Here is a 21495-nt window from a genome sequence, read left to right on the forward strand (position 1 = left end):
ATGGCAAAGAGCAAATTTGAGCGCAACAAGCCGCACGTTAACATTGGCACGATTGGCCACGTTGACCATGGCAAGACGTCGCTGACCGCAGCGATCACGAAGTACTTCGGCGAGTTCAAGGCGTATGACCAGATCGACGCTGCGCCGGAAGAAAAGGCCCGTGGTATCACCATTTCGACGGCCCACGTTGAGTACGAGACGCCGAACCGTCACTACGCTCACGTTGACTGCCCCGGCCACGCCGACTACGTCAAGAACATGATCACCGGTGCTGCCCAGATGGACGGCGCGATCCTGGTTTGCTCGGCTGCTGACGGCCCGATGCCGCAGACCCGCGAGCACATCCTGCTCGCCCGCCAGGTTGGCGTTCCGGCAATCGTCGTGTTCCTCAACAAGGTCGACCAGGTTGACGACGCCGAGCTTCTCGAGCTCGTCGAACTCGAAGTTCGCGAACTTCTGTCGTCCTACGAATTCCCGGGCGACGACATTCCGATCATCAAGGGCTCGGCTCTTGCTGCTCTGGAAGATTCGGACAAGAAGATCGGCGAAGATGCGATCCGCGAGCTGATGGCCGCTGTTGACGCCTACATCCCGACGCCGGAGCGTCCGATCGACCAGCCGTTCCTGATGCCGATCGAAGACGTGTTCTCGATCTCGGGCCGTGGTACGGTTGTGACCGGTCGCGTTGAGCGCGGTATCGTCAAGGTCGGCGAAGAAGTTGAAATCGTCGGCATCCGCGACACGTCGAAGACGACGGTTACGGGCGTTGAAATGTTCCGCAAGCTGCTCGACCAGGGCCAGGCCGGCGACAACATCGGCGCGCTGATCCGTGGTGTTAACCGTGACGGCGTTGAGCGTGGCCAGATCCTGTGCAAGCCGGGTTCGGTCAAGCCGCACAAGAAGTTCATGGCCGAAGCCTACATCCTGACGAAGGAAGAAGGCGGCCGCCATACGCCGTTCTTCACGAACTACCGTCCGCAGTTCTACTTCCGCACGACGGACGTGACGGGCATCGTGACGCTGCCGGAAGGTACGGAAATGGTCATGCCGGGCGACAACGTCACCGTTGCCGTCGAGCTGATCGTTCCGATCGCGATGGAAGAAAAGCTGCGCTTCGCGATCCGCGAAGGTGGCCGTACCGTCGGCGCAGGCATCGTTGCCTCGATCGTCGAGTAATCGACGAGACTGAGGGCGGAGAAATTCGAGGCGCATGTGCTATGCGCCTCGAACATACCCGCCCCGAAAGAATTAGTTGGTCGCACGGCTTGCCGAAGACGACGAAATAGTGCAAATGGCGCCCACGCGTGATTTGCACGGTGCTTCGACGTTGTGCGCTCACAAAAAGACAGGCCGGCCACGGCCGCTCAAATAGGAAGGGGCAGGGGAAACTCTGTCCCTCCGATCTTTGAAAATTAGCGGACTGGCCGAACATTAAACGAAGTTCAATGCGTGTTTTTCCACGGAAACCGCAGACAACATGAACAAGGATAAGTCGTATGAACGGCCAGAACATCCGCATCCGCCTCAAGGCGTTTGATCACCGGATCCTCGACGCCTCGACGCGCGAAATCGTGTCGACGGCAAAGCGTACCGGTGCAAGCGTGCGCGGTCCCGTACCGCTGCCGACGCGCATTGAAAAGTTTACGGTCAACCGCTCGCCGCACGTCGACAAGAAGAGCCGTGAACAGTTCGAAATGCGCACCCACAAGCGCCTTCTCGATATCGTAGACCCGACCCCGCAGACCGTTGACGCGCTGATGAAGCTCGACCTGGCTGCCGGCGTCGACGTGGAAATCAAGCTTTAATAACAAGGAAGGTACGTGGACCCCGGTCCAACGGCTTCCGAAAACGGGCGACCTCAAGATCGGATGATCTCAAGGAAACCTTAAACCAGAGATGTGAGGGGGCTCGCCCCATCACTAACTCTCAAGAGGAATGAACCGATGCGTTCAGGTGTGATTGCACAGAAAGTGGGAATGACCCGCGTCTATAACGACGCCGGTGAGCATATCCCGGTTACAGTATTGAAGCTGGAGAACTGCCAGGTGGTAGCCCAGCGTACGGAAGAGAAGAACGGCTACGTGGCTGTCCAGCTGGGCGCCGGCCGTTCGAAGGTCAAGAACACGCCGAAGGCGATGCGCGGCCATTTTGCTGCTGCCAACGTCGAGCCGAAGGCGAAGCTCGTCGAGTTCCGCGTTTCCGCGGACAACCTGATCGACATCGGTGCAGAACTGACGGCCAACCATTTCGTTGCCGGCCAGCTCGTTGACGTCACCGGTACCACGATCGGCAAGGGCTTTGCTGGTGCGATCAAGCGCCACAACTTCGGTGGTCTGCGTGCAACGCACGGCGTTTCCGTATCGCACCGTTCGCATGGTTCTACCGGTTCCAACCAGGATCCGGGCCGCGTTTGGAAGGGCAAGCGCATGGCTGGTCACATGGGTCAGACCCGCGTCACCACCCAGAACCTCGAAGTCGTATCGACCGATGAAGACCGCGGTCTGATCCTGGTCAAGGGCGCAGTCCCCGGCTCCAAGGGTGCCTGGATCGTCGTTCGTGACGCCATCAAGTCGGGCACCCCGGAAGGCGCTCCGCGCCCGGCCGCTGTGCGCGCCGAAGCATCGAAGTAAGGGAGCCGAGTAATGGATCTCAACGTCAAAACCCTCGAGGGCAAGGACGCGGGAAAGGTTTCCCTTTCTGACGCCATTTTCGGCCTCGAACCCCGTGAAGACATCATTGCCCGCGTCGTTCGCTGGCAGCTCGCCAAGAAGCAGCAGGGCACGCACAAGGCCAAGGGCCGCGCAGAAGTTTCGCGCACCGGCGCCAAGATGTACAAGCAGAAGGGTACGGGCCGCGCCCGCCACCACTCCGCTCGCGCTCCGCAGTTCCGCGGCGGTGGCAAGGCCCATGGCCCGGTCGTCCGCAGCCACGAGCATGATCTGCCGAAGAAGGTTCGCGCCCTCGGCCTGCGTCATGCACTGTCGGCCAAGCTGAAGGCTGCAGAGATCATCGTCATCGACGATCTCGTTGCCAAGGAAGCCAAGACCAAGGCTCTCGCCGGCGTATTCGCATCGCTCGGCCTCACCAACGCTCTCATCATCGGCGGCGCCGAGATCGAGAACAATTTCAAGCTCGCAGCCCAGAACATCCCGAACGTGGACGTTCTGCCGGTTCAGGGCATCAACGTTTACGACATTCTGCGCCGTGGCAAGCTCGTGCTTTCCAAGGCTGCCGTGGAAGCTCTGGAGGAGCGGTTCAAATGACGGATCTTCGCCACTACGACGTGATCGTGTCTCCCTCGATCACTGAAAAGTCGACGCTGGTTTCCGAACAGAACCAGGTCGTCTTCAACGTCGCCAAGGATGCTTCGAAGCCTGAAATCAAGGCTGCTGTCGAAGCTCTGTTCGGCGTCAAGGTTACGGCCGTGAACACGCTCGTCCGCAAAGGCAAGACGAAGCGTTTCCGCGGCTTTGCCGGAAAGCAGAAGGACGTGAAGAAGGCGATCATTACGCTCGCCGACGGTCAGTCCATCGACGTCTCCACCGGTCTCTAACGGATAGGCCCATTAGGGTAAAAACCCAAAAGGGAACAAGAAAATGGCATTGAAAAGTTTCAATCCGACGACCCCGAGCCAGCGCCAGCTGGTCATCGTTGACCGGGCTGGCCTCTACAAGGGCAAGCCGGTCAAGGCGCTGACCGAGGGCCTGTCCTCCAAGGGCGGTCGCAACAACCTCGGTCGCATCACCGTTCGCTTCCAGGGAGGCGGTCACAAGCGTACCTACCGCCTGGTCGACTTCAAGCGTCGCAAGTTCGACGTTGAAGGCACGGTCGAGCGTCTGGAATACGACCCGAACCGCACCGCCTTCATCGCGCTCGTCAACTATGCCGACGGCGAAAAGGCCTACATCCTCGCTCCGCAGCGTCTCGCTGCCGGCGACAAGGTCATCGCTTCGGAGAAGGCCGTTGACGTCAAGCCCGGCAACACGATGCCGCTGCAGTACATCCCGGTCGGCTCCATCATCCACAACGTGGAAATGAAGCCGGGCAAGGGCGGCCAGATGGCCCGCTCGGCCGGTACCTACGCGCAGCTCGTCGGTCGTGACCAGGGCATGGCGATCCTTCGTCTGAACTCGGGCGAACAGCGTCTCGTGCACGGTTCCTGCCTCGCATCGATCGGCGCCGTATCGAACCCCGATCACGGCAACATCAATGACGGTAAGGCTGGTCGTTCGCGTTGGCGCGGCAAGCGTCCGCACGTTCGCGGCGTCGTCATGAACCCGGTTGACCACCCGCACGGCGGTGGTGAAGGCCGTACCTCGGGTGGTCGTCACCCGGTTACCCCGTGGGGCAAGCCCACGAAGGGCAAGCGTACGCGCTCGAACAAGTCGACCGACAAGTTCATCATGCGCTCGCGGCACCAGAAGAAGAAGTAAGAGAGGAAGTCTCGAATGACTCGTTCAGTATGGAAAGGTCCGTTCGTTGACGGTTATCTTCTCAAGAAGGCTGAGAAGGTCCGCGAAGGCGGTCGTAACGAAGTGATCAAGATTTGGAGCCGCCGCTCCACGATCCTTCCGCAGTTTGTCGGCCTCACCTTCGGCGTCTACAACGGCAGCAAGCACGTTCCGGTCAGCGTCAATGAAGACATGGTCGGTCACAAGTTTGGCGAATTCTCTCCGACCCGGACCTACTACGGTCATGGCGCGGACAAGAAGGCAAAGAGGAAGTAACAATGGGCAAGGCAAAAGCCGAACGCCGGCTGAAGGATAATGAGGCGCAGGCAATTGCGCGCACGATCCGCGTCAGCCCCCAGAAGCTCAACCTGGTTGCCGCGATGATCCGCGGCAAGAAGGTCGACCGCGCTCTGGCCGAACTGGAGTTCTCCCGCAAGCGCATTGCAGAAACGGTCAAGAAGACCCTTGAATCTGCCATCGCAAACGCAGAGAACAACCACGATCTCGACGTCGATTCGCTCGTCGTTGCAGAAGCTTACGTTGGCAAGTCGATCGTCATGAAGCGCTTCCACGCCCGTGGTCGCGGCCGTGCATCGCGCGTCGAAAAGCCGTTCTCGCACTTGACGATCGTCGTTCGCGAAGTGGAAGCCAAAGGGGAGGCCGCATAATGGGTCAGAAGATTAATCCGATCGGTTTCCGTCTCGGTATCAACCGGACCTGGGATAGCCGTTGGTTTGCAGACAACGCCGAATACGGCCAGCTGCTTCATGAAGACCTGAAGATCCGCGCTTACCTGATGGAAGAGCTGAAGGCTGCCGGCATCGCCAAGGTGGTCATCGAGCGTCCGCACAAGAAGTGCCGCGTCACGATCCACTCGGCTCGCCCGGGTCTCATCATCGGCAAGAAGGGCGCCGACATCGAAAAGCTCCGCAAGAAGCTTTCCGAGATGACCAACTCCGAAACGCACCTCAACATCGTTGAAGTGCGCAAGCCGGAAGTTGACGCAACGCTCGTTGCCCAGTCGATCGCCCAGCAGCTCGAGCGCCGCGTGGCTTTCCGCCGTGCGATGAAGCGCGCTGTTCAGTCGGCCATGCGTCTTGGCGCCGAAGGCATCAAGATCACCTGCGCCGGTCGTCTCGGTGGCGCCGAAATCGCTCGTACCGAATGGTACCGCGAAGGTCGCGTTCCGCTGCACACCCTGCGTGCGGACATCGACTACGGCACGGCCGAAGCGGAAACCGCTTTCGGTATCTGCGGCATCAAGGTCTGGATCTTCAAGGGCGAAATCCTTGAGCACGATCCGATGGCTTCCGAGCGCCGTGCGATCGAAAGTGACAACCAGGGCCCTGGCAGCCGTGATCGCGACCGTGGCGATCGTGACCGCCGTCGTGAAAACGCGTAACATTCGCGTTTGGCAGCCAATATCGGAGAAGTAAAAAAATGTTGCAGCCAAAGCGTACGAAGTATCGCAAGCAGTTCAAGGGCCGCATCAAGGGCGTAGCCAAGGGCGGTTCTGATCTTGCCTTCGGCGAATTCGGCCTGAAGGCTCAAGAGCCGAACCGCGTCAATGCGCGCGAGATCGAAGCGGCCCGCCGCGCGATCACGCGTCACATGAAGCGCGCCGGCCGCGTGTGGATCCGTGTGTTCCCCGACGTTCCCGTAACCGCCAAGCCGACGGAAGTCCGCATGGGTAAGGGTAAGGGTTCGGTCGAATACTGGGCATGCAAGGTCAAGCCCGGCCGTATGATGTTTGAGATCGATGGTGTCAGCGAAGAACTTGCCCGTGAGGCACTTCGTCTTGGCGCTGCCAAGCTCTCTGTCAAGACGCGCTTCGTGCAGCGTATCGCAGAGTAAGGAGTGAACTCATGAAAGCCGTAGAAGTTCGCGCTCTGAGCGCCGATCAACTCAACGAAGAGCTTGCCAAGCTGAAGAAGGAGCAGTTCAACCTGCGCTTCCAGAAGGCAACCGGCCAGCTCGAGAAGTCTTCGCGTATCAACGAAGTCCGCAAGGACATCGCACGCGTCAAAACCATTGCCCGCCAGAAGGCGGCAGAAGCCAAGGCCTAAGGACCAGAAAATATGCCGAAACGCATTCTGCAGGGCACTGTTGTCAGCGACAAGAACGACAAGACCGTCGTCGTCCGGGTCGAGCGCCGTTTTGCGCACCCGATCCTCCAGAAGACTGTCCGTCGCTCGAAGAAGTACAAGGCGCACGACGAAAACAACCAGTTCAGGGTTGGTGACGTCGTTTCCATTGAGGAATGTGCGCCGATCTCGAAGGATAAGCGCTGGACGGTTGTAGCCGTCCACGCTTGATTTCTGCAGGTTTTGACCTGAAGACCCTTGCGTCTTGGGCAAATACCTGTATGAAGCACGCAATTGAAGCAGGGGAACGCTCGAGTCCGGGCGTTCTTTTGCTTTGAGATGAGCACTATAAGCCAGGCGAGGGGGTTTCGACCCAACCGGCCGGGTAACAACAAGAAGGCGACCTGACATGATTCAGATGCAAACAAACCTCGACGTGGCGGATAATTCCGGCGCACGTCGTGTCATGTGCATCAAGGTGCTGGGCGGCTCCAAGCGCAAGTATGCGTCGGTCGGCGACATCATTGTCGTTTCGATCAAGGAAGCCATTCCGCGCGGCCGCGTAAAGAAGGGTGATGTCATGAAGGCTGTTGTCGTTCGCACTGCGAAGGACATCCGCCGTCCGGATGGCTCTGTCATCCGCTTTGACACCAACGCAGCCGTTCTTATCGATAACAAGAAAGAGCCGATCGGCACCCGTATCTTCGGACCGGTTCCGCGCGAACTTCGCGCCAAGAACCACATGAAGATCATCTCGCTGGCTCCAGAAGTACTCTAAAGGAGCGTAGAGAGATGCAAAAGATTCGCAAAGGCGACAAGGTTGTCGTTCTCACCGGTAAGGACAAGGGCCGTACCGGCGAAGTCGTCCAGGTTATGCCGAAGGAAGACCGGGCTGTTGTGCGTGGCGTCAACATGGTGAAGCGTCACCAGCGCCAGACCCAGAGCCAGGAAGCCGGCATCATCAACAAGGAAGCCTCGATCCATCTTTCGAACATCGCGATTGCCGATCCGAAGGACGGCAAGCCGACTCGCGTCGGTTTCAAGATCGACGGTGACAAGAAGGTCCGCGTGGCCAAGCGTTCGGGAGTAGTGATCGATGGCTAAGTCCGCTTACGAGCCGCGGCTCAAGAAGGAATACGTAGAGCGCATCCGCAAGGCGATGCAGGAGAAGTTCTCCTACGCCAACGAAATGCAGATCCCGCGCCTCGACAAGATCGTCATCAACATGGGTGTTGGCGAATCGACGGGCGACTCGAAGAAGCCGACCGTTGCTGCTGCCGACCTCGCTGCGATTGCTGGTCAGAAGCCGGTAATCACCCGCGCTCGCAACTCCATCGCAGGCTTCAAGCTTCGCGAAGGCATGCCGATTGGTGCCAAGGTTACCCTGCGCGGCGTTCGGATGTATGAGTTCCTGGATCGTCTCGTGAACATCGCTCTTCCGCGCGTTCGCGACTTCCGTGGCCTCAATCCGAAGTCCTTCGATGGCCGTGGCAACTTCGCCATGGGCGTCAAGGAGCACATTGTGTTCCCTGAGATCAACTACGACAAGGTTGATCAGATGTGGGGCATGGACATCATCGTTTGCACGACGGCTACTAACGACGACGAAGCACGCGCTCTGCTCACAGAGTTCAACTTCCCGTTCCGTCAGTAATCCGTAACGACAAGCGTAAAGAAGGATAACTGTTATGGCGAAAACGAGCGCAGTTGAAAAGAACAAGCGCCGCCGCAAACTGGTTGCCGGGCAAGCTTCAAAGCGTGCCGCGCTGAAGGCAATCATCATGAACCAGTCTCTGCCGATCGAAGAGCGGTTCAAGGCAACCATCAAGCTGGCAGGTCTGCCGCGCGATGGATCCAAGACCCGCATTCGCAACCGCTGCGAAGTCACCGGCCGTCCGCGCGCCTACTATCGTAAACTTCGTATGTCGCGTATTGCGCTTCGCGAACTGGGCAATCTCGGCAAGGTGCCGGGCATCGTCAAGTCGAGCTGGTAAGGAGACGGGCACATGGCAATGACTGATCCGCTGGGCGATATGCTCACCCGTATCCGTAACGGCGCGGCTCGCCGCAAGTCGAGCGTTTCCACGCCGGCTTCGAAGCTCCGCGCACGCGTTCTGGATGTCCTTCAGGCTGAAGGCTACATCCGTGGATACTCTGAAGTCGTGTTTGGCAACGGCAAGGCCGAGCTGAACATCGAACTGAAGTACTACGAAGGCGCTTCCGTAATCCGTGAGATCGGACGCGTTTCCAAGCCGGGCCGCCGAGTTTATGTCTCGGTTAAGTCCATTCCGCAGGTCGCGAACGGCCTCGGCATCACCATCCTTTCGACCCCGAAGGGTGTGATGGCCGATCACCAGGCACGCGAACAGAATGTTGGTGGCGAGATTCTTTGCTCCGTCTTCTAAGGCGTAGCAAGTTCTCCATAGCGAACAGACAGGTATAAAAATGTCTCGTATCGGTAAGAAGCCCGTTCAGGTTCCGGCAGGCGTCACGGCAAGCGTTGATGGCCAGAAGGTAACGGCGAAGGGCCCGAAGGGCGAACTGTTCTTTGTTGCAAACGACGAAGTTTCGGTAAAGCTCGAAGATAATGCGGTTGTCGTACAGCCGCTCAGCCAGAGCAAGGATGCTCGTTCGAAGTGGGGCATGTCCCGCACGATGATCGAGAACATCTTGAAGGGCGTCAAGGACGGTTACGAGCGCAAGCTCGAAATCAACGGCGTTGGTTATCGTGCGTCGCTGCAGGGCAAGAACCTGCAACTGGCGCTCGGTTTCAGCCACGACGTCGTCTACCAGACGCCGGAAGGCATCACGATTGCTGTTCCGAAGCCGACCGAAATCATCGTGTCCGGCATCAACAAGCAGCAGGTCGGCCAGGTTGCCGCGGAAATCCGCGAATACCGTGGCCCCGAGCCCTACAAGGGCAAGGGCGTCAAGTATGCCGAAGAGCGGATTGTCCGCAAAGAAGGCAAGAAGAAGTAAGGATCACGCGAAATGGCTAGCAGGAAAGATACTCTTGTGCGTCGCGCCAACCGCGTGCGCCGTCAAATCAAGGCGGTCGCCAATGGCCGTCCGCGCCTGTCGGTTCATCGCTCGTCGAAGAACATCTACGTACAGGTTATCGATGACGTTGCCGGCAAGACGCTTGCGTCTGCCTCCACGCTCGATACCGATCTGCGTTCGTCTTTGAAGACGGGCGCTGACGCGGCAGCTGCTGCTGCCGTCGGCAAGCTCATCGCTGAGCGCGCCGTAAAGGCTGGCGTCAAGGACGTTGTCTTTGATCGTGGCGCCTTCATCTATCACGGCCGCATCAAGGCTTTGGCCGAAGCTGCACGTGAAGGTGGTCTGAACTTCTGATCGATCACAGGGCGGGCCTCGAGTCCGCCCTGGACGATCAGTGGTTTCCGGTCGCTTCCAGTCGGAAAGACGGAGGCGACTTTTGTCAATCTGCCGATTGCACCCGGAAAAGAAAAAGGAAAAGGACAATGGCACAAGAAAGAAAGGGTTCTCGCGAAGATCGCCAGAACCGCGAAGAGCGCGACAGCGAATTTGTCGACAAGCTCGTAGCAATCAACCGCGTCGCCAAGGTGGTGAAGGGCGGTCGTCGTTTCGGTTTCGCCGCTCTCGTCGTCGTTGGCGACCAGAAGGGCCGCGTCGGCTTCGGCCATGGCAAGGCACGCGAAGTGCCGGAAGCCATCCGCAAGGCGACGGAAGCTGCCAAGCGCGACCTGATTTTCGTCCCGCTGCGTGGTGGTCGTACCCTGCATCACGACGTTCATGGCCGTCACGGCGCCGGCAAGGTGCTGCTGCGTTCGGCCAAGGCCGGTACCGGTATCATCGCCGGTGGCCCGATGCGCGCCGTCTTCGAAACGCTCGGCGTTCATGACGTCGTCGCCAAGTCGACCGGTTCGTCGAACCCCTACAACATGGTTCGCGCAACCTTCGACGCCCTCAAGAACCAGATGCACCCGAAGGACATCGCAGCTCAGCGCGGCATCAAGTACGCCACGCTCCAGGCTCGTCGTGTTTCCTCCGGCGCTGCTTCCGAAGAATAAGGGAGCTGACAGATGGCTAAGAAAGAACTTGCCAAGAAGACGGTTACCGTCGAGCAGATCGGTAGCCCCATTCGCCGTCCGGCCGTGCAGCGTCAGACGCTCATCGGTCTGGGCCTCAACAAGATGCACCGGGTTCGCACGCTCGAAGACACTCCGTCTGTTCGCGGCATGATCCGGACCGTCCAGCACCTCGTTCGCGTCGTCGACGAGAAGTGAGGGGGATAAGCTCATGAAACTGAATGAAATCAAGGACAACGAAGGCTCTACCCACAGCCGTAAGCGTCTCGGCCGTGGTATCGGTTCGGGTTCCGGCAAGACGGCCGGCCGCGGTGTCAAGGGTCAGAAGGCTCGTTCGGGCGTTGCTATCAACGGCTTCGAAGGCGGCCAGATGCCGATCTACCGTCGTCTGCCGAAGCGCGGCTTCAACAACATCTTCGCTTCGGAGTTTGTTGTCGTGTCGCTCGGCCGTATCCAGACGGCAATCGACGCCAAGAAGCTCGACGCTTCGAAGACCGTCGATGCGGCTGCCCTCAAGGCTGCCGGCGTCATCCGTCGCGAAAAGGACGGCGTCCGCGTTCTCGCTGACGGCGAACTGAAGGCGAAGGTTTCGATCGAAGTCGCTGGCGCTTCCAAGTCGGCGATCGAAAAGATCGAAAAGGCCGGCGGTTCGGTCAAGCTGCTCGCAGCCGCTGCTGAATAATATTATTGATGAACCGCCCGGGGTGCTTCACTCCGGGCGGTTTTGCTCCCATATGTGAGCCTCACGTCCGCAGCCGGCGAATCGCTTGCCGCAAGCGGACATAGCGGAAACCACGGTGAGGCATCCGATTGCAGACACAATCGCCTCGCGTCCGGTTTTCAATACGAAAAGTTACTCCTTCCGGAACGGACCGGGTGTTCCCGCTGATTCCGAGATTTGGTACGCGGAGAATTGCATGGCTTCTGCAGCGGAACAGCTCGCCTCGAACCTGAATTTCTCGACTTTCGCCAAGGCGGAAGATCTGAAGAAACGGCTTTGGTTCACGCTTGGTGCGCTTCTGGTTTACCGTCTTGGCACCTATATTCCGCTGCCCGGTCTTAACCCGGAAGCGTTTGCCCAGGCATTCCGCGGCCAGAGCGGCGGCATTCTCGGCCTCTTCAACATGTTTTCGGGCGGTGCAGTTGAGCGCATGGCGATCTTCGCGCTCGGCATCATGCCCTATATCTCTGCCTCGATCATTGTTCAGCTGATGACCTCGGTCGTTCCGGCTCTGGAACAGCTGAAGAAGGAAGGTGAGCAGGGACGCAAGATCATCAACCAGTACACCCGCTACGGCACGGTGCTTCTCGGCACGGCGCAGGCTTACGCCATCGCCGTCGGCCTCGAGAGCGGCAATGGCCTTGTGAACGATCCGGGCTGGTTCTTCCGCATTTCGACTGTCATTTCCCTGCTCGGCGGCACCATGTTCCTGATGTGGCTCGGTGAGCAGATCACCTCGCGCGGTATCGGCAACGGTATTTCGCTGATCATCTTCGCTGGTATTGTCGCGCACCTGCCGACGGCTCTCGCCGGTACGCTCGAACTCGGCCGCACCGGCGCGCTTTCGACGCCGCTGATCCTTGCGATCATCATCATGGTCGTTGCCGTCATCGCCCTTATCGTCTTTGTCGAACGGGCGCAGCGCCGACTTCTGATCCAGTATCCGAAGCGCCAGGTCGGCAACCGCATGTTCCAGGGCGACACCTCGCACCTACCGTTGAAGCTCAACACTTCGGGCGTCATCCCGGCAATCTTCGCATCCTCACTGCTGCTCTTGCCGGCAACGCTCGCGGGCTTTGCCAACACGGCGGCGCTGCCGGGCTGGGCCACCACCATCGTTGGCGCACTTGCTCACGGCAAGCCGCTCTACATGGTCCTCTACGGTGCGATGATTGCCTTCTTCGCCTTCTTCTACACGGCAATCGTCTTCAATCCGAAGGACACGGCCGACAATCTCAAGAAGCACGGCGGCTTCATTCCGGGCATTCGTCCGGGTGAGCGCACCGCGGAATACATCGATTACGTCCTGACGCGCATCACCGTCATCGGTGCGGTCTACCTGATCTTCGTCTGCATTCTGCCGGAAGTTCTGATTTCGCAGACCGGCGTGCCGTTCTACCTTGGTGGTACGTCGCTTTTGATTGTTGTCAGCGTGACCCTTGATACGGTAGCACAGATCCAGGGCCACCTCATCGCACAGCAATATGAGGGGCTGATCAAGAAGTCGAAGCTGCGCGGAGGAAAGAGGGGACGATGAGACTGATTTTTTTGGGACCGCCGGGCGCTGGCAAGGGGACGCAAGCCAAGCTTCTGACGGAGAGATACGGCATTCCGCAGCTTTCCACAGGCGATATGCTGCGGGCAGCCGTTGCCCAGGCGACTGAGGTCGGCAAGCGTGCCAAGGCCGTCATGGATGCCGGTCAGCTGGTATCCGATGAGATCGTCAACGAAATCGTGTCGGATCGCATCGACCAGCCGGATTGTGCAAAGGGTTTCATCCTTGATGGTTACCCGCGTACCGTTCCGCAGGCGATTGCGCTCGGCAAGATGCTCGAGGGCAAAGGTCTGAAGCTCGACGCAGTCATCGAGCTGAAGGTCGACGAGGCAGCCCTTGTAAAGCGGATGGAGAATCGCGTAGCGGAAACCATCGCTGCGGGAGGCACGGTCCGTTCGGACGACAATCCGGAGGCGTTCAAGCGCCGGCTGACCGAGTATCGTGAAAAGACCGCACCGTTGTCGGAGCATTATGCCGGTACGGGGCAGCTGAGAACGGTGGATGGCATGGCGGATGTGAACACCGTTACTGCCGAGATCGAGAAGATTCTGGCTTAGACACTGGTCTTTGCCGAAAAGGAACCGCCGGGGAGTTGACTTTTCCGGCCGATTCCGCCAAAGACAGCGCCAACTCGCGACATGAGAGCGATCGGCGCGGTCTTCAAAGAAAATGAAGTCCGAGTACGGTCGTTTTTGACGTGTCTCGAACCTCAATCAACGTGCGGCTCTTCGAGGTCGCGTAACGAAGCACCTATTGCCGGATGGCAACTGGAACGCAAGGAGAATAGACGTGGCACGTATCGCTGGCGTCAACATCCCGACGGCGAAGCGCGTAGTTATCGCGCTGACCTACATTCACGGGATCGGCCCGAAATTCGCACAGGAAATCATCGAGAAGGTCGGTATTCCGGCTGATCGTCGCGTGCATCAGCTGACGGACGCTGAAGTCCTGCAGATCCGCGAAGCGATCGACCGTGACTACCAGGTCGAAGGTGACCTGCGTCGCGAGACCTCGATGAACATCAAGCGCCTGATGGACCTCGGCTGCTACCGCGGCCTGCGTCACCGTCGTGGCCTGCCGGTTCGCGGTCAGCGCACCCACACCAACGCTCGCACCCGCAAGGGTCCGGCGAAGGCGATTGCCGGTAAGAAGAAGTAATTTCCCGAAAAGGGAGATTGGGAGGCTGGCGTCAAGCGCCGGCCTCCTTTTGCAGTTTGGAAAGGCGCTTGCCTGACCGCCGTCCGGTCCAATGACCGGGTGTGAAGTCCGCGGAGTGGATATCCTCTCGGCGGGAGAATGAAGATGCAGGGCAGGGGACGACAAATCCTTTTCCCGGTGGAGCCGCTGGAATTACGGCGGTGCAGAGATCTAAGAAAGGGATCCTATGGCCAAGGAAGCCACCCGCGTTCGCCGTCGCGAACGCAAGAACATCACGTCTGGCGTTGCTCACGTCAATTCGTCGTTCAACAACACCATGATCACCATCACCGACGCACAGGGCAACGCGATTGCCTGGTCGTCTGCCGGTGCCAAGGGTTTCAAGGGTTCGCGTAAGTCGACCCCGTTTGCCGCTCAGATCGCCGCTGAAGACTGCGCCAAGAAGGCTCAGGAACACGGCATGAAGTCGCTGGAAGTCGAAGTTTGCGGCCCGGGTTCCGGCCGTGAATCCGCTCTTCGCGCGCTGCAGGCTGCGGGCTTCATGATCACCTCGATCCGCGATGTGACCCCGATCCCGCACAACGGTTGCCGCCCGCGCAAGAAGCGCCGCGTCTGATCATTTGCGTTCAACATGCCGGTGAGGGGGCATCCGCTCTCTCCCGGTCTTCGGGGCTCGGTTGTCACGATTGGATGGTGGCAACGAACGGAAGGCAGAAAACATGATCCAGAAGAATTGGCAGGAACTGATCAAGCCGAACAAGGTGGAGTTCGTCTCCTCCGGCCGCACCAAGGCAACGCTGGTTGCGGAACCGCTTGAGCGCGGCTTCGGTCTGACCCTCGGCAACGCGCTTCGCCGCGTGCTTCTGTCGTCGCTGCGTGGTGCTGCTGTCACCGCAGTGCAGATCGACGGCGTCCTGCACGAGTTCTCCTCTATCCCGGGCGTCCGGGAAGATGTGACGGACATCGTGCTCAACATCAAGGAAATCGCCATCAAGATGGATGGCGACGACGCAAAGCGCATGGTTGTGCGCAAGCAGGGTCCGGGCGTTGTAACCGCCGGTGACATCCAGACGGTTGGCGATATCGAAATCCTCAACCCGAACCATGTGATCTGCACCCTCGACGAGGGCGCCGAGATCCGCATGGAGTTCACCGTCAACAACGGCAAGGGCTACGTGCCGGCTGATCGCAACCGTTCGGAAGATGCTCCGATCGGCCTGATCCCGGTCGACAGCCTGTACTCGCCGGTCAAGAAGGTGTCCTACAAGGTGGAAAACACCCGTGAAGGCCAGGTTCTTGACTACGACAAGCTGACGATGTCCATCGAGACGGACGGTTCCGTCACCGGTGAAGATGCGATCGCTTTTGCGGCCCGCATCCTTCAGGACCAGCTGTCGGTTTTCGTCAACTTCGACGAGCCGCAGAAGGAAGCAGAGGAAGAGGCAGTCACCGAACTCGCCTTCAACCCGGCGCTTCTCAAGAAGGTCGACGAACTGGAACTTTCGGTCCGTTCGGCCAACTGCCTGAAGAACGACAACATCGTCTACATCGGCGACCTCATTCAGAAGACCGAAGCAGAAATGCTCCGCACGCCGAATTTTGGTCGCAAGTCGCTGAACGAAATCAAGGAAGTTCTCGCTTCCATGGGCCTGCACCTCGGCATGGAAGTGCCGTCCTGGCCGCCTGAGAACATCGAAGATCTCGCCAAGCGTTACGAAGACCAATACTAACCATTAGACTGCGGGCGGATGCCTGCAAGTGAAGGAGAATAGCCATGCGCCACGGTAAAGCCGGCCGCAAGCTGAATAGAACCGCCAGCCACCGCAAGGCGATGTTTGCCAACATGGCAGCTTCGCTGATCGAACACGAGCAGATCGTTACGACCCTGCCGAAGGCCAAGGAAATCCGCCCGATCGTCGAGAAGCTCGTCACGCTCGGCAAGCGCGGTGACCTGCACGCTCGCCGCCAGGCGATCTCGCAGATCCGCGACGCCGCTGTCGTTTCGAAGCTGTTCGACACGATCGCGTCGCGCTACGCCACCCGCAACGGCGGCTACCTGCGCATCATGAAGGCCGGCTTCCGTCACGGCGACAACGCCGCGCTCGCCGTCATCGAATTCGTTGACCGCGACGTCTCGGCAAAGGGTGCGAAGGATCTCGCCCGCGTTGCCGCTGAAGCTGAAGCTGCTGAAGCAGCCTAAGCCGATCGAAGGCAGTGAAATCGAAATGGCCGGGTGTTCATCACCCGGCCATTTTTCTATGGGCGGTGCTTTGCACCATTTCAATGCTTGGTCGAGCGCTTGAGCGACCGAGTATCCGGCTGCTCCGAGCGAATGGGAAAATTACACTTTTCCTGGGATCGCCCTGGCCGGCGCGCTCGCCGTCTGACGTTTGCGACGGAGATAGGGTTTGCGCGCCAACCGCCAGAGAAGCAACGCGGCGACCAAGCCGAGATAGAGCATCTGCTCGGGGCCAACGACCTTCACCGACATGGCAAAATGCAGGGCGCCGGCGGCAGCAATCACGTAGGCGAGCCTGTGCAACGTGTTCCAGCGGGTGCCAAGCCTGCGGATCGACCAGGTGTTGGACGTCAACGCCAGCGGGATCAGCATGACGAGGGCCGCCATGCCGATGGTGATGAACGGACGGCGCGCGATGTCGGCGAGGATCGCCGGGACGTTCAGCACCTGATCGAGCAGCATGTAGGCCAGGAAGTGCATCAGCACGTAGTAGAATGCCAGCAGCCCGAGCGCCCGGCGGTAGCGTAGCCAGTTGATGCCGAAGAGATCGCGAATCGGGGTGATTGCCAACGTGGCCACGAGAAAGCGCAGCGCCCAGATCCCGAGCAGATGCTCGAATCCCTTGACCGGATTGCCGGGCAGTTGCCCGGTAGCGCCGAGATAGAAGGCAAACGCCGCCGGCACCAGGCCAAAGCCATAGAGCGCCCAGACCGAGGCCGAATGAAAGCGTTTCGGGAGTGTGGGCAGGCCGGCCATCGTCAGTAGTTCGCTCTCAGATCCATGCTGGCATAGAGGCTGGCAACCTCGTCGGCATAGCCGTTGAAGGGCAGGGTGTCGCGACGGTTGGAGCCGAAGAAGCCTCCGCCCCCGATGCGGTTCTCCGTCGCCTGGCTCCAGCGCGGGTGATCGACGGCCGGGTTGACGTTGGCATAGAAGCCGTACTCGTTGGGGGCCGAGAGGTTCCAGGTGGAGGGCGGCTGCGCCTCGGTGAGTGAGATCCGCACGATCGACTTGATCCCCTTGAAGCCGTACTTCCAGGGGGTGACGAGCCGAATCGGTGCGCCATTCTGGTTGGGAAGCGTTTTGCCGTAGACGCCGATAGACAGCAGAGTGAGCGGGTGACGGGCTTCATCGAGCCTCAGTCCTTCGCGATAGGGCCAGGGCAACGGCTGAAAGAAGCCGGATTGGCCCGACATCTCCGCCGGGCGAACGACCGTTTCGAACGAGACATATTTGGCGCTGCCCAGCGGCTCCACCTTGTCGAGCAGGGTCGAAAGTTGGAAGCCGGTCCAGGGGATCACCATCGACCACGCCTCGACGCAGCGCATGCGATAGACGCGTTCCTCGATGGGGAACTTCAGCAGTTCCTCCAGCCCGAACTCCTTCGGTTTGCCGACGAGGCCATCGACCTTCACTGTCCAGGGGGTCGGCTTGAAGCCGCTCGAATTGGCGGCCGGATCGCCCTTGCCGGTCCCGAATTCATAGAAGTTGTTGTAGCCCGTGACGTCAGCTTCGGGGGTCAGGTCCTCGTCGACGACGTATTTGCCTTTTGGTGCGCTAAGCGCCGCCGCCATACCTGTGCCGCTTCCGGCAAGAAGGACGCCGCCGACCGCGGCGCCCAGGAATGCGCGGCGATTGATGAAGATGTTCTCCGGCGTGATTTCGGAGGAAACGATTCGTGGTGGACGGTAGGATGGCATGGTCTTATCCGAGAGTGGTTTATGAGCCTTGTCTTGTACGAACTCAGCAGACTTTCGATCACCGTGAAAGGGGTGCGGAACCACGTTTTCGTGCGTAGCGCGTGAAGCCGGCAACTTTGCGTATCCTGCGCCAACATTTGCCTTTTTTCGCGCGAAATCCTATCTGAACGTAGCCGTGACGAATAGGAGAATGCTTCACATGATCGTTGGTCAAAGAGCGCTTGTTGCGCTCGTCATTGCTGTGTCTCTTGCCTGTCCGGCATGGGCTGAGGAGGCCAAGACGGTTCCGCAGTCGCGCACCGAAATGCAGCTTTCCTTCGCGCCGCTCGTCAAGCAGACGGCAAATGCGGTCGTCAACGTCTACGCCGAACGCGTGGTCGAGCGCCGCTCGATCTTTTCCGGCGATCCCTTCTTTGAGGAGTTCTTTGGCCAACGCATGCCGAACCGCTCGGAAAAGCAATCGTCGCTCGGCTCCGGCGTGATCGTCGGCAAGAACGGGATCGTCGTGACCAACAATCACGTCATCGAGGGCGCCGACGACATCAAGGTGGCGCTGGCGGACGGGCGCGAGTTTCCCTGCAAGATCGTGCTCAAGGATGACCGACTCGACCTGGCGGTGCTGAAGATCCAGTCGGAAGGCCCGTTCGAGATCGTCCCGCTCGGCGACTCGGATGCGGTCGAAGTCGGCGACCTCGTGCTGGCGATCGGCAACCCGTTCGGCGTCGGCCAGACGGTCACGAGCGGCATCGTCTCGGCTCTCGCGCGCAACCAGGTTTCTTCAGGGGATTTCGGCTTCTTCATCCAGACGGATGCGGCGATCAATCCGGGCAATTCCGGCGGCGGCCTCATCGACATGAACGGTCAATTGATCGGCATCAACACCGCGATCTTCTCCAAGGGTGGCGGCTCGAACGGCGTCGGCTTTGCTATCCCCGCCAATCTGGTAAAGGTCTTCGTCGCGTCCGCTGACGGCGGCAATGGCGCCTTCGTCCGTCCCTTCATCGGCGCAAGCTTCGAACCGGTGACCTCGGAAGTGGCCGAAGCCCTTGGCCTCAACCGCGCCCGCGGTGCGCTGGTGACGGCTGTCGTGGCGGGTGGCCCGGCCGAACTGGCAGGCATCAAGCCGGGGCAAGTGATCACCGCCGTCAACGGCATTGAAGTCGAACATCCTGATGCGCTCGGCTACCGCTTGACGACGGTCGGCATCGGCCACGAGGCGCGCGTTACCGTGTCGGAAAACGGAAAGCCGCGTGAGGTGATGCTCAAGCTCGATCGGGCGCCGGAGACCTCGCCGCGTGACGAACGGCTGATCGAAGGTCGCAATCCCTTCGCCGGCGCGGTCGTCGCCAATCTGTCGCCACGTCTAGCCGAGGAACTGCGCGTGTCGACTTCGCTCCAGGGCGTCGTCGTCATGCAGGTCAACCGCGGTTCGCCGGCAGCACGCATCGGCCTTGAGCCGAAGGACATCGTGCGCTCTGTCAATGGCACGGCGATCGACACGTCCAAGACGCTGGAGCATGTGATGGCCGACGACGCCTCCTTCTGGCGTGTCGAGATCGAGCGGGACGGCCAACTTATCCGTCAGTTCTTCCGATGAGCGATCTGTTTACAGCACACGAACCACCTGAGATGGCGTCCGCAAGACCGCTTGCCGACCGGCTTCGCCCGCGGACGCTCGCCGAAGTCACCGGCCAGGAGCACCTGACCGGGGATGATGGCGTGCTGTCGCGCATGATCGCGTCGGGTTCTCTCGGGTCGATGATCTTCTGGGGACCACCAGGCACCGGCAAGACGACCGTCGCGCGTCTGCTTTCGGGGGAGGCGGGGCTCGCCTTCGAGCAGATCTCGGCCATCTTCTCCGGTGTCGCCGATCTCAAGAAGGTGTTCGAATCGGCCCGTGCGCGGCGCATGTCCGGCCGGCAGACCCTGCTGTTTGTCGATGAGATCCACCGCTTCAATCGCGCCCAGCAGGACAGCTTCCTGCCCGTGATGGAGGATGGCACCGTCATCCTCGTTGGTGCGACGACGGAGAACCCGTCCTTCGAGCTCAACGCCGCTCTGTTGTCCCGCGCTCGCGTGCTAACGTTCAAGCCACACGGTGAGGACAGCATCCAGGAGCTTCTGTCCCGCGCCGAGCAGGCAGAAGGCAAGGCGTTGCCGCTTGATGCGGATGCACGCGCGAGCCTGATCCGCATGGCCGATGGCGATGGCCGGGCGGCGCTGACGCTGGCGGAAGAAGTCTGGCGGGCCGCGCGGCGCGACGAGATCTTCGATGCGGCAGCACTTCAGAATATCGTCCAGCGCCGAGCGCCGGTCTACGACAAGGGCCAGGACGGCCACTACAATCTGATCTCGGCGCTGCATAAGTCGGTACGCGGTTCCGATCCGGATGCCGCGCTCTATTATCTCTGCCGCATGTTCGATGCGGGCGAGGACCCACTTTATCTCGGGCGACGGCTTGTGCGCATGGCGGTGGAGGATATCGGCCTTGCCGATCCTCAGGCGCTGGTGATCTGCAATGCCGCCAAGGATGCCTACGACTATCTGGGCTCGCCCGAAGGCGAACTGGCGCTGGCGCAGGCCTGCGTCTATCTGGCCACCGCGCCGAAGTCGAACGGCGTCTACACCGCTTACAAGGCGGCGATGCGGTCGGCCAAGGAGAACGGCTCGCTGCTGCCGCCGAAGCATATTCTCAACGCTCCGACCAAGCTGATGAAGGGCGAAGGCTACGGCGACGGCTATCGCTACGATCACGACGAGCCGGATGCCTTTTCCGGCCAGGACTATTTTCCGGAAAAGATGGGGCGCCAGACTTACTATGATCCGCCGGAGCGTGGTTTCGAGCGAGAAATCCGCAAGCGGCTGGAATGGTGGGCGAAACTCCGCCGGGAGCGCAATGCTCCCTAGAATGCCCAGGAATCTGTAAGACGGCCCTTCCTTGTGCTTGGCCCAGAGGGCACCCCGTCGTTTTCTCGGTTTCAAGGAATGCGGGATGTGGCCTAGCCTTGCCACCGGTGCAAGGCTGATCTGCCCGTGGCTGCCTTGCCGTCGGCACGGGAGTGTGAGATAGAACCGGCATTGCAGACGGCTGCACGGTTCGCGAAGTCGAAACCGAACATCCGCGGGGACGGCCTCGCTCCAGTATTAGGAGTTTGACATGGCCTGGTTCCTTCTTTTGCTTGCCGGTATCCTCGAAATCGGCTGGGCAATCGGTCTCAAATACACGGATGGCTTCACGCGCGTTACGCCGACGATCCTGACCGTCGGGTCGATGATCCTCAGCATCGCGCTGCTCGGCCTTGCCGTGCGCACCCTGCCGCTCGGCACGGCCTATGCGGTCTGGACGGGTATCGGTACGGTCGGTACCGTCATCCTCGGCATCTTCCTGTTTGCAGAGCCGGCGACCTTCGTCCGCCTCGGCTGCATCGCGCTCATCGTCAGCGGCATTGCCGGGCTGAAACTCGCCGCCTAACGCAGCGTAATACACTAACGTGGCGTTAGGTAAGCAGGGCGATCT

At 60.0% G+C, this 21495-nt stretch carries 33 protein-coding genes; 31 read left to right on the forward strand and 2 right to left on the reverse strand.

Features of this window, described 5'->3' with window-relative positions:
• The 28 genes from tuf to rplQ all read left to right on the forward strand — a co-directional run.
• On the forward strand, positions 1 to 1176 hold a 1176-nt coding region (gene tuf, locus ACTJKM_RS34505), incomplete at its 5' end, for an elongation factor Tu (RefSeq protein ID WP_034795467.1).
• A 320-nt stretch (positions 1177 to 1496) separates the two neighbouring features.
• Positions 1497 to 1805: a 30S ribosomal protein S10 gene (gene rpsJ / locus ACTJKM_RS34510; protein WP_003507767.1), complete on the forward strand. Its 309-nt coding sequence runs from the start codon at positions 1497 to 1499 to the stop codon at positions 1803 to 1805.
• A gap of 138 nt (positions 1806 to 1943) precedes the next feature.
• Positions 1944 to 2630 (forward strand): 50S ribosomal protein L3, encoded by a 687-nt coding sequence (rplC, locus tag ACTJKM_RS34515; RefSeq protein ID WP_057255569.1) that lies wholly within the window; start codon positions 1944 to 1946, stop codon positions 2628 to 2630.
• Positions 2631 to 2642: 12 nt separating this feature from the next.
• A complete protein-coding gene (gene rplD / locus ACTJKM_RS34520; protein ID WP_058324771.1) occupies positions 2643 to 3263 on the forward strand; it encodes a 50S ribosomal protein L4 in 621 nt (206 codons plus the stop codon).
• Complete coding sequence (locus ACTJKM_RS34525; protein ID WP_057255571.1) at positions 3260 to 3553, forward strand: 50S ribosomal protein L23; 294 nt, start codon at positions 3260 to 3262, stop codon at positions 3551 to 3553. The genes rplD and ACTJKM_RS34525 overlap by 4 nt, the downstream gene beginning before the upstream one ends.
• 43 nt (positions 3554 to 3596) lie before the next feature.
• Entirely contained in the window at positions 3597 to 4433 is an 837-nt protein-coding gene (gene rplB / locus ACTJKM_RS34530) for a 50S ribosomal protein L2 (protein WP_057255572.1), read from the forward strand.
• A gap of 15 nt (positions 4434 to 4448) precedes the next feature.
• Complete coding sequence (gene rpsS, locus ACTJKM_RS34535) at positions 4449 to 4727, forward strand: 30S ribosomal protein S19 (protein WP_018239488.1); 279 nt, start codon at positions 4449 to 4451, stop codon at positions 4725 to 4727.
• Positions 4728 to 4729: 2 nt separating this feature from the next.
• Complete coding sequence (gene rplV, locus ACTJKM_RS34540; protein ID WP_057255573.1) at positions 4730 to 5119, forward strand: 50S ribosomal protein L22; 390 nt, start codon at positions 4730 to 4732, stop codon at positions 5117 to 5119.
• The gene (gene rpsC / locus ACTJKM_RS34545) at positions 5119 to 5853 is read left to right on the forward strand and encodes a 30S ribosomal protein S3 (RefSeq protein ID WP_057255574.1); all 735 of its coding nucleotides are present in this window, start codon (positions 5119 to 5121) and stop codon (positions 5851 to 5853) included. The genes rplV and rpsC overlap by 1 nt, the downstream gene beginning before the upstream one ends.
• A 38-nt stretch (positions 5854 to 5891) precedes the next feature.
• The gene (rplP, locus tag ACTJKM_RS34550; protein ID WP_011975175.1) at positions 5892 to 6305 is read left to right on the forward strand and encodes a 50S ribosomal protein L16; all 414 of its coding nucleotides are present in this window, start codon (positions 5892 to 5894) and stop codon (positions 6303 to 6305) included.
• Positions 6306 to 6316: 11 nt separating this feature from the next.
• Positions 6317 to 6517: a 50S ribosomal protein L29 gene (gene rpmC / locus ACTJKM_RS34555; RefSeq protein ID WP_057255575.1), complete on the forward strand. Its 201-nt coding sequence runs from the start codon at positions 6317 to 6319 to the stop codon at positions 6515 to 6517.
• Positions 6518 to 6529: 12 nt separating this feature from the next.
• Positions 6530 to 6766: a 30S ribosomal protein S17 gene (gene rpsQ / locus ACTJKM_RS34560; RefSeq protein ID WP_440661837.1), complete on the forward strand. Its 237-nt coding sequence runs from the start codon at positions 6530 to 6532 to the stop codon at positions 6764 to 6766.
• A 178-nt stretch (positions 6767 to 6944) separates the two neighbouring features.
• Positions 6945 to 7313 carry a 50S ribosomal protein L14 gene (gene rplN, locus ACTJKM_RS34565; protein WP_034795548.1) on the forward strand — a complete coding sequence of 123 codons (369 nt, stop codon included), beginning with the start codon at positions 6945 to 6947 and terminating at the stop codon, positions 7311 to 7313.
• Positions 7314 to 7327: 14 nt separating this feature from the next.
• Positions 7328 to 7639, forward strand: a complete 312-nt coding sequence (rplX, locus tag ACTJKM_RS34570) for a 50S ribosomal protein L24 (protein ID WP_025426674.1) — start codon at positions 7328 to 7330, stop codon at positions 7637 to 7639.
• Complete coding sequence (rplE, locus tag ACTJKM_RS34575; protein WP_057255577.1) at positions 7632 to 8189, forward strand: 50S ribosomal protein L5; 558 nt, start codon at positions 7632 to 7634, stop codon at positions 8187 to 8189. The genes rplX and rplE overlap by 8 nt, the downstream gene beginning before the upstream one ends.
• Before the next feature lie 34 nt (positions 8190 to 8223).
• Positions 8224 to 8529, forward strand: a complete 306-nt coding sequence (gene rpsN, locus ACTJKM_RS34580; RefSeq protein ID WP_057255578.1) for a 30S ribosomal protein S14 — start codon at positions 8224 to 8226, stop codon at positions 8527 to 8529.
• A 12-nt stretch (positions 8530 to 8541) separates the two neighbouring features.
• Positions 8542 to 8940: a 30S ribosomal protein S8 gene (rpsH, locus tag ACTJKM_RS34585; protein ID WP_025426677.1), complete on the forward strand. Its 399-nt coding sequence runs from the start codon at positions 8542 to 8544 to the stop codon at positions 8938 to 8940.
• Between the two features lie 40 nt (positions 8941 to 8980).
• A complete protein-coding gene (gene rplF / locus ACTJKM_RS34590) occupies positions 8981 to 9514 on the forward strand; it encodes a 50S ribosomal protein L6 (protein ID WP_057255579.1) in 534 nt (177 codons plus the stop codon).
• Between the two features lie 12 nt (positions 9515 to 9526).
• Positions 9527 to 9889, forward strand: a complete 363-nt coding sequence (gene rplR, locus ACTJKM_RS34595; RefSeq protein WP_025426679.1) for a 50S ribosomal protein L18 — start codon at positions 9527 to 9529, stop codon at positions 9887 to 9889.
• A gap of 128 nt (positions 9890 to 10017) precedes the next feature.
• Complete coding sequence (gene rpsE, locus ACTJKM_RS34600; protein WP_057255580.1) at positions 10018 to 10587, forward strand: 30S ribosomal protein S5; 570 nt, start codon at positions 10018 to 10020, stop codon at positions 10585 to 10587.
• Positions 10588 to 10599: 12 nt separating this feature from the next.
• Positions 10600 to 10803 carry a 50S ribosomal protein L30 gene (gene rpmD, locus ACTJKM_RS34605; protein WP_058329562.1) on the forward strand — a complete coding sequence of 68 codons (204 nt, stop codon included), beginning with the start codon at positions 10600 to 10602 and terminating at the stop codon, positions 10801 to 10803.
• A gap of 13 nt (positions 10804 to 10816) precedes the next feature.
• Positions 10817 to 11287: a 50S ribosomal protein L15 gene (rplO, locus tag ACTJKM_RS34610; RefSeq protein ID WP_057255582.1), complete on the forward strand. Its 471-nt coding sequence runs from the start codon at positions 10817 to 10819 to the stop codon at positions 11285 to 11287.
• Between the two features lie 235 nt (positions 11288 to 11522).
• Positions 11523 to 12863: a preprotein translocase subunit SecY gene (gene secY / locus ACTJKM_RS34615; RefSeq protein ID WP_058324770.1), complete on the forward strand. Its 1341-nt coding sequence runs from the start codon at positions 11523 to 11525 to the stop codon at positions 12861 to 12863.
• Complete coding sequence (locus tag ACTJKM_RS34620) at positions 12860 to 13438, forward strand: adenylate kinase (RefSeq protein ID WP_057255584.1); 579 nt, start codon at positions 12860 to 12862, stop codon at positions 13436 to 13438. The genes secY and ACTJKM_RS34620 overlap by 4 nt, the downstream gene beginning before the upstream one ends.
• Positions 13439 to 13670: 232 nt before the next feature.
• Entirely contained in the window at positions 13671 to 14039 is a 369-nt protein-coding gene (gene rpsM, locus ACTJKM_RS34625; protein ID WP_058329561.1) for a 30S ribosomal protein S13, read from the forward strand.
• A 226-nt stretch (positions 14040 to 14265) separates the two neighbouring features.
• Entirely contained in the window at positions 14266 to 14655 is a 390-nt protein-coding gene (gene rpsK, locus ACTJKM_RS34630; RefSeq protein ID WP_003536496.1) for a 30S ribosomal protein S11, read from the forward strand.
• 103 nt (positions 14656 to 14758) lie between these two features.
• Positions 14759 to 15769 (forward strand): DNA-directed RNA polymerase subunit alpha, encoded by a 1011-nt coding sequence (locus ACTJKM_RS34635; RefSeq protein WP_034795592.1) that lies wholly within the window; start codon positions 14759 to 14761, stop codon positions 15767 to 15769.
• Positions 15770 to 15813: 44 nt separating this feature from the next.
• On the forward strand, positions 15814 to 16239 hold the full coding sequence (gene rplQ, locus ACTJKM_RS34640; RefSeq protein ID WP_057255585.1) for a 50S ribosomal protein L17: 426 nt from the start codon (positions 15814 to 15816) through the stop codon (positions 16237 to 16239).
• 141 nt (positions 16240 to 16380) lie between these two features.
• Here the strand turns inward: rplQ and msrQ are convergent, their stop codons facing one another.
• The gene (msrQ, locus tag ACTJKM_RS34645) at positions 16381 to 17034 is read right to left on the reverse strand and encodes a protein-methionine-sulfoxide reductase heme-binding subunit MsrQ (RefSeq protein WP_058324769.1); all 654 of its coding nucleotides are present in this window, start codon (positions 17032 to 17034) and stop codon (positions 16381 to 16383) included.
• A gap of 2 nt (positions 17035 to 17036) precedes the next feature.
• Entirely contained in the window at positions 17037 to 17978 is a 942-nt protein-coding gene (msrP, locus tag ACTJKM_RS34650) for a protein-methionine-sulfoxide reductase catalytic subunit MsrP (protein ID WP_058329560.1), read from the reverse strand.
• Positions 17979 to 18177: 199 nt separating this feature from the next.
• Between msrP and ACTJKM_RS34655 the strand changes: the two genes are divergently transcribed.
• The 3 genes from ACTJKM_RS34655 (at position 18178) to sugE (ending at position 21450) form a co-directional block, all read left to right on the forward strand.
• The gene (locus tag ACTJKM_RS34655) at positions 18178 to 19575 is read left to right on the forward strand and encodes a DegQ family serine endoprotease (protein WP_058324767.1); all 1398 of its coding nucleotides are present in this window, start codon (positions 18178 to 18180) and stop codon (positions 19573 to 19575) included.
• Positions 19572 to 20885, forward strand: a complete 1314-nt coding sequence (locus ACTJKM_RS34660; protein ID WP_058329559.1) for a replication-associated recombination protein A — start codon at positions 19572 to 19574, stop codon at positions 20883 to 20885. Before ACTJKM_RS34655 ends, ACTJKM_RS34660 begins: the two co-directional genes overlap by 4 nt.
• A 250-nt stretch (positions 20886 to 21135) precedes the next feature.
• Positions 21136 to 21450 (forward strand): quaternary ammonium compound efflux SMR transporter SugE, encoded by a 315-nt coding sequence (sugE, locus tag ACTJKM_RS34665; protein ID WP_034795623.1) that lies wholly within the window; start codon positions 21136 to 21138, stop codon positions 21448 to 21450.
• Positions 21451 to 21495 lie beyond the last annotated feature (45 nt).

The sequence above is a fragment of the Ensifer sp. 22460 genome, assembly GCF_052044935.1.
Lineage (GTDB): Bacteria > Pseudomonadota > Alphaproteobacteria > Rhizobiales > Rhizobiaceae > Ensifer.